Source organism: Vibrio coralliilyticus (assembly GCF_024449095.1).
Lineage (GTDB): Bacteria > Pseudomonadota > Gammaproteobacteria > Enterobacterales > Vibrionaceae > Vibrio > Vibrio coralliilyticus_A.
The window spans coordinates 1,745,492-1,757,577 of sequence record NZ_CP024627.1 but is presented as its reverse complement, the minus strand read 5'-3'; the positions used below and the strand labels follow the sequence as shown (position 1 = coordinate 1,757,577).

The following is a 12,086-nucleotide window of genomic DNA, read 5'->3' as shown; positions in this document are numbered from 1 at the left end:
ATAGATTCCATTTTTCTATAAAACTCGTTAAACTCCATTTGCATTCGAAATGCTAATGATAATGGTTATCATAATTATTAATATAATATTCGGTAAAACCGAAAGTTAAGGAGAGAGACATGAATCGGCAGTTTTTGCTGAGCCCAGCTTGTTTGGCAGTCGCGTTCGCTCTATCTGCTGGTGCAGTAAACGCAGCAGAAGACGAAACAGTAGTGGTAATCGGTCAAGAGCACGACAGTGCTGTAGGCCCAGATTTTAGTTACCTAGGCCAAAAAAGTCGTACAGCGACTAAAACAGATTTAGCAATCCATGAAACACCACGGGCGGTTTCAGTGGTTACTCGCGAGCAGATGGATGACCGCGCGTCAATCAGCATCTCAGACGCACTTCAGTATACGCCAGGTATTCAAGCTAATTTTTATGGTGAGGATAACAAACAAGATTGGTTTGTTATTCGTGGTTTCACGCAAGCAAATAATGGGCTTTACCAAGATGGCACACGTCTATATTCAGCAGGTTTCTACAGTTGGCAAATTGACCCGTTTGCTCTAGAGCGAGTTGAAATTCTTCGTGGTCCTGCATCTGTTCTGTACGGACAAAACCCACCGGGTGGTTTGATCAATACCGTCAGCAAACGCCCTCAATTTGATGGCGGCTCAGGTCAAGTTGCGGTTGAGTATGGTTCGTATGATAGAACTCAGATTAGCTTGGATGTTAACCGTGAACTCAATGAAGATGTTGCTTTCCGTCTTGTCGCTATGGGCCGAAAGAATGGTACCAAAGTCGACAATGTCGATGCCGAACGTATTTTAATAGCGCCGTCTCTAGCGTGGAACATTAACGACAGCAGTAGCATTACCTTCCTAACTAGCTATCAAAAAGATGATTCTGATCCGTATCTACAGTTTTTACCAATGGAAGGGACCTTAACGAGTAACCCTAATGGCACAATCTCAGATGATGTTGCAGTAGGAAACCCTGACTGGGAAAAGTTTGAACGAGAACAGCTTTCTTTGGGTTACGAGTTTGAGCATCAGTTCAATAGCGCTTTGAGCTTTGGTCAATCTGCTCGTTATAGCCGTATGGATATCGACTTGCGTCAGATTTATGCAAATGGCTACGCTGCTGATTCTGATCTTGGTGCATTTCTAGATCCAACAAATTCAAGACAGACAATTGTTCGAGGCGTTACAACTGAACAAGGTCACTCAGATGCATTTAATATTGATAATCGCGTTGTTTATAGCTTCAACACCGGAAAGCTGTCTCATACACTTCTAGCGGGTGCTGATTATCAAAGTATAAAAATAGATAGCAAAGATTTTGCGGGTAAGGATCCTATCGTTGCGGATGGTAATGGAACTGTGAATATCCCTGCCTATGGCATTGGTGACATTGCGGATCCATCGTTCAACATCTTTAATCCAAGCTATACAAACAATGTGGTGCTGCTCGACAGTAACTCAATTCCTTTTCCTGAATTGAATGAATCAGATATGCAGACCACAATCACTAAAAACAGTCAGCTCGGCCTATATATACAAGATCAGATCAGATATCAAAATTGGGTATTACAAGCTGGTGTAAGATATGATGACACGTCAAATGAACAGAGTAATCAATCTACAGGAAATACTTATAAAGCAGACTATAAAGAATGGACATCAAGCGCTGCTGTTGCTTATGTGATGAGCCATGGATTTACTCCTTACTTCAGTTATTCTCAATCATTTGAACCTGTAATTAAAACAGTTAACGACCAAGCTGCAAATCCTGAGCGTGGTGAAGCTTTTGAAGCGGGTGTTAAGTATCAACCGAGAAGCTTTGATGGTTACTTTAACCTTTCTGTCTATGAAGCAACTAAAAAGGATGTTGTCCAATCGGTTAATTCGGAAATCAAGCAAATCGGGGAAATCCGTAACCGAGGAATGGAATTGGGTGCGGTCGCCAATGTTACTCAAGCTTTGACATTAATTGGTAACTTGTCCTACGTTGATTCTGAAATCAAAGATGATACAAACTCGGCCATAATAGGTAATCAGCCCCAGCAAGTGGCGGATACTACAGCTTCGGCTTGGGCTAAATACCAATTCTTTGGTGGTACCTTTGACGGTCTCAGTATAGGTGGTGGTGTACGTTATACAAGTGATAGCTATGCTGGAAATGATAATGCAAATACTGTCCCTTCTTATACACTTTACGATGCAACGGTTAGCTACCGAATTGATGACTATAAATTCCAAGTTGCCGCGAAGAACATCTTTGACAAAAAATACATAGCAACTTGTACGGGTAATACTTGGTGTTACTACGGTGACAGCCGCAATGTTATCGCGAGTCTGAGCTATGACTGGTAACCGTGATACCCACAATACTCTGCCCTTTGGGCAGAGTATTCAGCAACAAGGGGATACATGTTGCGTTGAGATGCCAAGTGGTCAGTTAACACTTAGCAAGGAAAGTGGCGGTTATTGGCGTGTGACCAGCAGTGCCATCAATGATAAGGAAGTGGTTCAAGCTTTTGTCCTTATGCTTGAACACCGAACGGATATACGTTGTATTGACCTTGGCGAGTTTACTTTCTCATCGTTAAACGACATCACTCATGTCACAGGTGAAGGTATTTGTCTGGTATGGCGAGAAACTTTACTGCAGTTGCCAGAACTGTGGCTAAAACAGCAGCGTCGCGCTATTCCACATAAGCAAATTCTCGCTTCCAATGGCTACCATCCTCTTCGCCCAAGACCTCAAAAAGGTGAGCTATACAGCCGCTATATTCCAGAATTAGAGCAGACGCTGTCTCTGGTTGGGCTTGATGTAGAGCAACACGCAGAGCTGTTTTCCAAATGGCAAAACAGTGAACGAGTGGCCGCGTTTTGGGAGCAGACAGGTACTTTAGAAGAGCATAAAGCTTATCTAGAGGAGCAGTTGGTCAATGATAAAAACCAGCTATTGATTGTATGCCTTAATAACGAACCCTTTGCCTACATTGAAGCCTATTGGACAAAAGAAGATCGCATCGCGCCGTATTATGCAGCAGGCGATTACGACCGCGGTATTCATATGCTTGTTGGTGAAGAGCATCACCGTGGCAGTCATAAGGTGGCCGCTTGGCTTCCTTCAGTATGCCACTTCCTTTACCTGTCCGATCCTAGGACAGAGAAAATCGTTAGCGAACCAAGAGCAGATAACGCCAAGATGATTGGTTATCTGCAGAAATTCGGTTTCGCCAAATTAAAAGAATTCGACTTCCCTCATAAGAGGGCAGCTCTAATGTGTCAGTTGAGAGATACCTTCTTTAGCGATTGCTTTTAGTATCGCAACCCAGTTTTAGGGTGTCTCGGGGATAGAGAGCCAAAGAGCTCAACGGAAAACATGAGGTTACAAAAATGACAGACCAGATTAAGGAATACGATGTGCTTGGCGTGGGCTTTGGCCCTGCTAACTTATCAATTGCGATTGCGTTAGAAGAAACGGCGCAGAACCAAGAATTAAGCTACTGCTTCCTAGAGCAGAAATCTCATTTCGAATGGCATGGTGGCATGTTGCTAGATGGCACTCGAATGCAGATTTCTTGTTTGAAAGATTTGGTGACGCTGCGCAATCCAACCAGCCCTTATTCCTTTGTGAACTACCTACATTCACATGACCGCTTAAGTTCATTCATCAACTTGGGCTCTTTGCACCCTTCACGCGTCGAATTCAATGACTACCTGACTTGGGTTGCAAACCAGTTTGATTCTGTCGTGACTTATGGACAACGCGTTATCGACATCGAACCGATTGAAGTTGATGGCGAAATTACCAAAGTTCGCGTTATTTCAACGGATATCAATGGCAACCAAACAGTACGTATTGCGAAAAACCTATTGATTGGTATGGGTGGTATGCCGAAACTTCCAGACCTGTTTAGCGGCCTGAATGACGAGAAGGTGATCCACTCATCGAAATACAAGGTGTGGCGTGAGCAGTTTAATGCTGGTACGGAAACGACTAAGATTGCGGTTGTCGGTGCAGGTCAAAGTGCTGCCGAGATCTTCGTTGACCTGACAAACCGTTATGAAGAAGGTGAAGTTCACTTAGTTAACCGTAATTTTGCTCTACACCCAGCGGATGACAGCGCATTCGTAAACGAGATCTTTGACCCTGAATTTACGGACCACGTATATAAGAGCACTGATGAAGAGCGTAAAACCATCCTTTCTCGCTTCAATGGCACAAACTATTCAGTAGTCGATACAGAAGAGCTTAGCGCGATTTATGAGCGTCTATACCTTCAGCGCGTGACTGGCGAAGGCAAGCACCAACATCTACGTTGTCACGATATTCAAGAAGTAGGGCAGAAAGAAGGTAAGATTGCGCTTCGTTATAATGATCGCATTCATAGCGAGCAAAACTGGCACGACTACGATGCGGTTGTCCTTGCTACTGGCTATCGTTACGACCAGTTCAACCAAATGTTGAACAAACTAGAACCACTAATGTCGGATAAGCAGGTTGAGCGTCATTATCGTCTACCAATGCAGGAATCTTGCAAAGTGAACGTATTCCTTCAAGGTTGCTGTGAATCATCACATGGTCTGAGCGATACTTTGCTTTCTGTTCTGGCAGTACGTTCGAAAGAGATTGTTGACTCGCTATTCGCCAACTTTGAAACAGAAAAAGTCGCAGAAGAAGCTTAAAGCATCAAACAGACTATAAGGGCCGTAACATAAAGTGTTACGGCCTTTTTGTTTTTTTGGGATTTATTTGTCCAAGGGCTTATGCTGGGGCGTTGGCATACACGATTACTCGATGAGCTTAGGCTTATGGAAAGGGCTTCGTTGGACGGAGTGGCTAGCACTGATCGGCTGTGTCATCCACGTGCCTTTCGAAGTGTATGGCCTGATTCATCATCCGGGTATAATTGGAGCTGTGATACTTATCGTTAATCTCTTGATCATTGCCTATATTGCAAGAACGTTACAAGCCAAGCCTGAATTAGTTATACAAAGTTAGCTTGTGCTGAAAATCATATTTGTTATGCAAACCTGAACATGGGTACAGCAAATACTGTAATAGAGTGTAAAAAGCTGAAAACCTGAGAGCAGTATCGCTGGTTTCGAAGCGGAAAAAGGCTAGAGTGACTAGTGCAGGGTATGAACCTGTATGTACAAGGCAGACAACGTCAGGAGGTTGCCATGGATAGATATTGCCCGAACTGTGGAATAGAGATGATCGATAAGAATCATGTTTCCATATGTCCGCGAAACGATATTGGAGAGTGTTCATATGATGGATATCAGAACACGCTAGAGCAGGCTAGCCAAGAGTACACGATACTCGGTAATGAAAAACGGCTAGAGGAAGCGCATTAGACATAGATGGTTTAATGAAAACTCCAAAACAACAAAGCCCGCTATAAGCGCAATGTAGATCAGATAAGGATCGGTTGACCGATCCTTCTGATGAGAGACAATCGGAAATCTGTTTATAGGTTTCCGATTTTTTATGTCTATTCAACACTTCTTTGCCGACTTCCTTGAAGAAAACCCTGTTGATGTTGCCCAACTCACCACCTTTTCTGAACACATTCCCGATGCGTGGGTAGCTAAAGCAGCCTCACTGTCCGATAAAGCGACTATCCGTCGACGCCGATTACCGAGCGATATGGTGTTGTGGCTGATTGTGGGTATGGCTTTTTTCCGCAATGAACCCATTGCCGAAGTCGCTCGAAGAATGAACGTCTGTGCTGACGGTTTGGCTGATGAAGAGTTATTGGCAAAGAGCGCCTTAACCCAAGCAAGACAACGCTTAGGCAAAGCAGCACCCGAATGGCTGTTTAAGCAATGTGGGAAAACGTGGGGACTTGAGCGATACCCTGATGATACATGGCAAGGCTTACAAGTTTTTGCTGTCGATGGCGCTCTTTTTAGAACGGCTGACACACCAGAATTGAGGGAACATTTTGGCTCTGGAAATACATCTAGCAACAGACAAACACCTCATCCAGTATTGAGAGTTGTGACTATGATGAATGTTCGCTCTCATGTCATCGTTGATGCGGCGATAAGCCCGTATCGCCGAGGTGAAATTCCTCTAGCGATGCCTTTCATTAACGCTCTACCAGACAACTCAGTGACGTTACTGGATAAAGGTTTTTATGGTGCAGATTTACTCCTTTCTCTGCAAAACAGTGGAATAAATAGACACTGGCTTCTCCCTGCAAAGAAAGGAGTCAAATATACTCTACTGGATGATAAAGAAAGCAGTGACATGCTTGTGGAGATGAAGGTCTCACCGCAAGCTCGTAAAAAGAATCCTCGTCTTCCAGAAAAATGGACAGTCAGAGCCGTCAGTTATGAGGTTCAAGGTAAATCCAAAACGGTGTTTACCTCGCTTCCTAGAGAGCAGTATGACGCTCAATCTGTGGCAGAGCTTTATCATGAAAGATGGGAAATCGAATTAGGTTATCGTGACATCAAGAGCTCAATGCAACACAACGCTTTAGTGTTGAGAAGCAAAACAGTCGAACTCGTCTATCAAGAGCTGTGGGGGTTATTACTTGGTTATAACTTGGTGAGACGAGAGGCTAGTCAAGCTGCCGTTGAACACGGACGCTTACCTAATGAAATCAGCTTTAAGTACGCTTGCCAATTTATAGCCAGCCAGCTCAAAATGATGAGTAAAGCGGTGTCTTTAGGTCACACGCCGAAACGCTTAAAGAGCCTTCGAGGAGATTTATCTATCCTCTTTATAGACAAACGCCCTAAGCCAAATCGGCCTAGGGCGGTAAAAATATCAAAGACCCGATACCCTGTTAATCGCAACGCAGCACCGCTTAAGTGAACTACGTTGCGCTATAAGCGGGCTTTGTTTTGTTACGTGTTTAACAAGGAAGTAGATAAAGCTAATTAATAATGAGGCACTATTAACTAGGGCGTGTTGATCTTTGCTGTACATTTCGTATTCAGCAATACATCGGTAACCACATTAACATGAATGCCAGCGATAACATGCTGGCATAATTCCTTTCTAACTTGTCATATCTACTTGAAATAGCTCGATAATGCTTAATTCTCGCAAAGGCATTTTCAACCAGATGACGATACTTGTATAGACACCAATCCATACTGGTTTTGTCTATATCTTGCCCATAATTGCGTTTAGCAATTACCGTTTCTCCGCCATGTTCCTTAACAAAAGTACGGAAAGCTTCGCTGTCATATCCTTTATCACAAACGATGGTATTAACTTCATCGAGTTGTTCAACTAAGCTTTTGGCATGCAATATATCGTGGCGTTGACCTTCTGATAAATCAAAGCAAATCGGTAAGCCACCACTATCCACAGCTAAGTGAATTTTGGTTGAGTTGCCCCCGCAACTTTTTCCTATTTGCTCTGAGCTTTCAGTAGCTGCGCCTGTACTATGCTGGTGCGCTCGAACTATAGAGCCGTCAAGAAAGACCCATTCAAAATCAGCCATGCTAGATAAGCTTCTGAAAAGCTTATCTAAAACCCCTTTCTTTGACCAAAGATTAAATCGTCTGTAAACGGTACTCCACTCTCCGAACTCAGAGGGTAGATCTCGCCAAGGAATACCTGTTCTCATTCGATAAAGTATTCCTTCAAATGTCATTCGATGTTCAGTTTTATCGTAAATACGACCTGTACTTTTCATAATTTGAAGTAGCAGTTCCCATCGAATATCAGTTAGCATTGTTCTTGGCATGGTATTGGTTATGGTTTTACTTTTGGCGAAGCAAATTATAACTCTTTACCATGTTGTTCAAAAAATACTCACGAAAGATCAACACACCCTAGTGAAAAATAACTAAATTTTAGATTTTAACCCTGTTCATTTGTATGTTTGTTAGTCAAAATGCGCCGTCGCTGGCTTGGCGTTTAATAAGCTTATGATCTTTAAAGTTCGATTAATTTAGATAGACAATAGGTAGAAGTAGAAAGAACTCGCTCTATCTCATGAACGCATGGTTGATAGTTCATAGTAACCATTAAGGCGGACACATTCTTTTATGAGAGTGTTATGAGCTGATATCTATACGTCCATTTTAGATACCCACACTTGTTCTATTAATCGTATTGCTTCCAAATAAAATTACACTGACTCCTATGACTAATATACTTGCTTCATTTATTGCCTCATTTACAGCTGAATCGGTATCAAACTTCTTTATCTGTCTCATCCTTGGTCTACTTGTGGTTTCGGTACTAGCCGCTTACTTGGGAAAAGCTCCTCGGTTTACAGTAGCTGCCGCAAATACTCTTACCTCACTCGGAATCTTAGGGACTTTTGCTGGCATTGTTGTTGGCCTAATGGAGTTTGACCCAACAAATATCGATGGAAGTATTGAATCACTACTAGCGGGATTAAAAACAGCCTTTCTTACTAGCTTAGTTGGTATGGCAGCTTCAATCCTCTATAAAGCAATCTTGGGGCTTTTACCAAAAAAGGATAACTCAGAGGAAGAGGAGGTCGGGCCTGAAGAAATATTTTCAGTCATGTCACAGCAGCTAAAGACTTCAACGGATCAACTGAATGCTTCAAATGAACTCATTGCCGCTATTAAAGGTGATGAAGATTCTTCACTGACATCCCAAATTAAGAACCTTCGTACTGACATCAATGACGGTCAGCGCGCATTGAACGAGCAGTTCAAACAAGTTAATGACAATCACAATGAGTTTAAAGAGACGCTATGGGCCAAGATGGATGAGTTTGGAGACTTATTGTCTAAGTCTGCAACTGAGCAGGTTATTAACGCCCTAAAAGAGGTGATTGTTGAGTTCAACGATAAGTTGACTGAGCAATTTGGCGAAAACTTCAAGCGATTAGATGAGTCGGTAAAAAAGCTGGTGGATTGGCAAGAAAATTATCGAATTCAGCTGGAAGATATGGCGACCAAATATCAGCTTGGTGTGGATGCAATCTCTTCAACGGAAAAATCGGTAGCGAACATTAATGAGAGAGCTGAATCTATCCCTGTAACAATGGAGAAACTGCACCAAGTTATGGAACTAGGTCATGGCCAAGTAACCGAGCTAGAACACAGGCTTGAGGCATTTAAGGACCTAAGAGATAAAGCTGTAGAAGCTATGCCTCAAATTAAGGAACAGATGGATAGTACAATGTCAGTCATAGGAGACTCAGTAAAAGCAGCCTCAACGCACTACGAGTCTATGTTGGTTGAATCTCAAAAGATCATTGATAATTTCAGTACGACAGCGAACCAGAGTGTTGAATCAATGCGAACAAATCTTGAGGAAGGCGCGACTAAGGTTTCACATGAGCTAGAGAACCGAGCGGTAGAAATTGGTGGCCGCTTAGCTGAAGCATCCAACGATATTACAGACAACGTTACAACAGCCTCGGGGGCACTTCAGAACAGTGCAACCTATCTCACGGACAATGCAGAGCAAATTAAGCAGCAGCTTGAAGACTCTATTGTTGAGCTTAATAGTCAGCTTCGTGTTTTAGTCGCAGAGATCAAAGATGATGCGAAAGATACTGGAACAGTATTAAAAGAAGCGAACCAAGAGCTGATCAATAGCACGAAAGAAATTCAGCAGGAAACAACAAACGCTATTTCTAAGCTTCATGAGCGTTTAGAAACAACGCTAGAAGATATCTTCCAAGTACAAGCTCAAGCAGTACGTAGAACCTTTGATAGTTTAGAAGACCAAATTACAGATTCTGTCGGTAAGACAGGTAGCTCGGTAGAGAAGCAAGTTGAAGTGCTGGACCTTCAAATGCAGCAAGAGATTAACCGAACCATGAGTGAAATGGGTGAAGCTCTAGCGACGATCACTCAGCAGTTTACTCGTGATTACCAAAAGCTTGTTCATGAAATGAACAACGTTGTTACGACTAGGAAAATGGCAGTGTAATCATGGATAAGATTTTCGGAAGTTCGAAAAAGCACAGCGACAGTGGTGAGCATTGGATGTCAGTATCAGACTTAATGGCAGGTTTGATGATGGTATTCCTTTTCATCTCGGTTGCTCTGATGCGAGATGCAATGGTTGAGCGCGACAAAATTAAAGAAGTTGCTGAAACTTACCAGCAAACCCAACAAGCAATATATATTGCTTTACTAGAAGAATTTTCAAAAGATCTTGAAAAATGGGGGGCGGAAATTGAGAGAGACACGCTAAGTGTAAATTTTACAGCCCCAGAAGTGTTATTTGCTAATGGCCGTGCAAACTTAACTAAAGAGTTTGAATTAATTCTTGAAGACTTTTTTCCACGTTATCTAGATACGCTAGAAACCTTTAAACCGATTATACAAGAGATAAAAATAGAAGGTCATACTTCAAGCCGATGGAATCATGATTCGACAGCATACGAAGCCTACTTCAATAACATGCGCTTATCCCAGTCTCGTACACGGGCAGTGCTGGGTTATGTAATGATCTTATCTCCGGTTAGATCTGAACACTACGATTGGGTACAGGGTAACGTTGCGGCCGTTGGGTATTCGTCGTCCAAAGTAGTTATGGATGAATCGGGTATTGAAGATGAAAGCCGATCACGTCGAGTTTCGTTCAGAATCGTTACTAATGCCGAAGAGCAAATAATAAAAATTTTGGGTGAATAATGAAGCTCAGCGTTAACTTTAATATGTTGAAGAGAGCCGTTAATTTAATGGAACCTGAGGTAGAAGGTGAATTTCACCTTGAACTTGAGGAAACAACAATCAATAAAATTGATACTGAGTTGGCGCAAGGAAAGGATGTTGAGCTTAAAGATGTCGACATAGATTCAGGCCTTCTTAGTTATCAAGGTCGACAAGTCCTTTTGTATATTAAGGACCACGGCAACAATGTTCAAAACGTGATTCATAACCCTGAAATGGGGAATCGGTTCCATGTTACGGATTGTTCTAAGTTGAAGTCGATGCGTTCAGAGGGGCGCTTTGAAAGGTATGTGGTGATCAACGACACGTCTGGTGAATTTCCCATTTCAGGTCAAAACTACCACTCCCGTCAACTTGATGAAGGAAAGGCGAAACTTAAGGTCTGTAAGTTTTGTTTGGGACAACTTAACTATCAAGGCTACTCAAGTGGTGGAAATCGTAACTCCATATTTGATGGTTTTGATATGAGCGAGTTCTTTCAGACTTATAGCTCCTTCTTTCCTCACATGCCGGCCCGTGCCGCTGAAACAGCACAAACAGGTTACACCGACGATTGGTCAAAAGTATCTTCTCGATACCGTGTGGAAAATAATTTTGAGTGTAAAGAGTGCGGTGTGAATTTACGCTCTAACCGCCCATTACTGCATGTACACCACATGAATGGGGTCAAGTCTGATAATCGACCAGATAATCTAAAAGCTCTTTGTATTGATTGCCACAGTAAACAACCGCTTCACAGCCACATGGTATTGAGTCATTCAGAAAGGCAGCAGATCAATGACCTTCGAAATAAGCAAGGGTTGTTAGAGGGTCTTGGCCACTGGAAAGCTGTGTTTGATTATTCAGACCCTGGCGTACATGGTGTTCTACATGCGTGCCGAAAACAGTCATATATGCTACCGGAAGTTGCTCATTACATTCGAGATGATTTTGATGAGCCAATCGCAAGGCTAGAGCTTGCTTGGCCAAAGCATAAGTTTGGAGTGGCCATCGCAAACATTGATATTGAAGAGGCTCAAGGGCTTGGATGGCAAATCGTAAGCGCCCATGAGTTTTTGGAAAACTACCGTTCACATGGCAACATTTTGAGGAGTTAGTTTGTGATTGTTAATCGAGCTGATGCATTGCTTGAAAAAATTATTGCCATTAACCATGCGTGGAAGTTATCGCGTGAGAGGTTTGGTAATGATTTTTGCGCGACCAAATCATTGCGATGGAGTAAATCTTCATTCCAAGCAACATTATTGAGAGATTTCCCTGGAGACGCTCACTTAAAGTTGGCAACAGATAATGAGCAACATGAAGGGACAATGTATAGCGTAAGGCTAACTAGGCCAATTGTCGTCAACAACGTTGTTCGCCGTGATGCTGAACATCTACCTGGCTTTATTGCAGAGCAACTATTTACACCCGAAGAACTTAAGCAGTTATTGAATCGTTGAGAACCCT

General features: G+C 42.6%; 11 protein-coding genes. 10 read left to right on the top strand and 1 reads right to left on the bottom strand.

Features of this window, described 5'->3' with window-relative positions; translation table 11 throughout:
• Positions 1-119 precede the first annotated feature (119 nt).
• From CTT30_RS08330 to CTT30_RS08305, 6 genes are all read left to right on the top strand, one after another.
• The gene (locus CTT30_RS08330) at positions 120-2,357 is read left to right on the top strand and encodes a TonB-dependent siderophore receptor (RefSeq protein ID WP_252034633.1); all 2,238 of its coding nucleotides are present in this window, start codon (positions 120-122) and stop codon (positions 2,355-2,357) included.
• Positions 2,347-3,315: a GNAT family N-acetyltransferase gene (locus CTT30_RS08325; protein WP_252034631.1), complete on the top strand. Its 969-nt coding sequence runs from the start codon at positions 2,347-2,349 to the stop codon at positions 3,313-3,315. The genes CTT30_RS08330 and CTT30_RS08325 overlap by 11 nt, the downstream gene beginning before the upstream one ends.
• Positions 3,316-3,389: 74 nt before the next feature.
• Entirely contained in the window at positions 3,390-4,682 is a 1,293-nt protein-coding gene (locus CTT30_RS08320) for a lysine N(6)-hydroxylase/L-ornithine N(5)-oxygenase family protein (protein WP_252034628.1), read from the top strand.
• Between the two features lie 112 nt (positions 4,683-4,794).
• On the top strand, positions 4,795-4,998 hold the full coding sequence (locus CTT30_RS08315; RefSeq protein ID WP_252034625.1) for a DUF2127 domain-containing protein: 204 nt from the start codon (positions 4,795-4,797) through the stop codon (positions 4,996-4,998).
• 140 nt (positions 4,999-5,138) lie between these two features.
• Positions 5,139-5,357: a hypothetical protein gene (locus CTT30_RS08310; RefSeq protein WP_143696923.1), complete on the top strand. Its 219-nt coding sequence runs from the start codon at positions 5,139-5,141 to the stop codon at positions 5,355-5,357.
• Positions 5,358-5,490: 133 nt separating this feature from the next.
• On the top strand, positions 5,491-6,828 hold the full coding sequence (locus CTT30_RS08305) for an IS4 family transposase (RefSeq protein WP_252046590.1): 1,338 nt from the start codon (positions 5,491-5,493) through the stop codon (positions 6,826-6,828).
• Positions 6,829-6,949: 121 nt separating this feature from the next.
• On the opposite strand, the gene CTT30_RS08300 is transcribed toward CTT30_RS08305, so the two are convergent.
• A complete protein-coding gene (locus tag CTT30_RS08300; RefSeq protein ID WP_012126577.1) occupies positions 6,950-7,711 on the bottom strand; it encodes an IS5 family transposase in 762 nt (253 codons plus the stop codon).
• Positions 7,712-8,112: 401 nt separating this feature from the next.
• On the opposite strand from CTT30_RS08300, the gene CTT30_RS08295 reads away from it, so the two are divergent.
• From CTT30_RS08295 to CTT30_RS08280, 4 genes are read left to right on the top strand one after another with little or no spacing between them, the layout of a single operon-like run.
• Positions 8,113-9,888 (top strand): hypothetical protein, encoded by a 1,776-nt coding sequence (locus CTT30_RS08295; RefSeq protein ID WP_252034620.1) that lies wholly within the window; start codon positions 8,113-8,115, stop codon positions 9,886-9,888.
• Between the two features lie 2 nt (positions 9,889-9,890).
• On the top strand, positions 9,891-10,598 hold the full coding sequence (locus CTT30_RS08290) for an OmpA/MotB family protein (RefSeq protein ID WP_252034618.1): 708 nt from the start codon (positions 9,891-9,893) through the stop codon (positions 10,596-10,598).
• Positions 10,598-11,734: an HNH endonuclease gene (locus CTT30_RS08285; protein WP_252034616.1), complete on the top strand. Its 1,137-nt coding sequence runs from the start codon at positions 10,598-10,600 to the stop codon at positions 11,732-11,734. Before CTT30_RS08290 ends, CTT30_RS08285 begins: the two co-directional genes overlap by 1 nt.
• 3 nt (positions 11,735-11,737) lie before the next feature.
• Positions 11,738-12,079 carry a hypothetical protein gene (locus tag CTT30_RS08280; RefSeq protein ID WP_252034615.1) on the top strand — a complete coding sequence of 114 codons (342 nt, stop codon included), beginning with the start codon at positions 11,738-11,740 and terminating at the stop codon, positions 12,077-12,079.
• Positions 12,080-12,086 lie beyond the last annotated feature (7 nt).

Coding starts and splice junctions, on each gene's coding strand:
- CTT30_RS08315 (WP_252034625.1), top strand. CDS start 4,795: ATGAGCTTAGGCTTATGGAAAGGGCTTCGTTGGACGGAGTGGCTAGCA.
- CTT30_RS08290 (WP_252034618.1), top strand. CDS start 9,891: ATGGATAAGATTTTCGGAAGTTCGAAAAAGCACAGCGACAGTGGTGAG.
- CTT30_RS08295 (WP_252034620.1), top strand. CDS start 8,113: ATGACTAATATACTTGCTTCATTTATTGCCTCATTTACAGCTGAATCG.
- CTT30_RS08325 (WP_252034631.1), top strand. CDS start 2,347: ATGACTGGTAACCGTGATACCCACAATACTCTGCCCTTTGGGCAGAGT.
- CTT30_RS08330 (WP_252034633.1), top strand. CDS start 120: ATGAATCGGCAGTTTTTGCTGAGCCCAGCTTGTTTGGCAGTCGCGTTC.
- CTT30_RS08310 (WP_143696923.1), top strand. CDS start 5,139: ATGAACCTGTATGTACAAGGCAGACAACGTCAGGAGGTTGCCATGGAT.
- CTT30_RS08320 (WP_252034628.1), top strand. CDS start 3,390: ATGACAGACCAGATTAAGGAATACGATGTGCTTGGCGTGGGCTTTGGC.
- CTT30_RS08305 (WP_252046590.1), top strand. CDS start 5,491: ATGTCTATTCAACACTTCTTTGCCGACTTCCTTGAAGAAAACCCTGTT.
- CTT30_RS08300 (WP_012126577.1), bottom strand. CDS start 7,711: ATGCCAAGAACAATGCTAACTGATATTCGATGGGAACTGCTACTTCAA.
- CTT30_RS08285 (WP_252034616.1), top strand. CDS start 10,598: ATGAAGCTCAGCGTTAACTTTAATATGTTGAAGAGAGCCGTTAATTTA.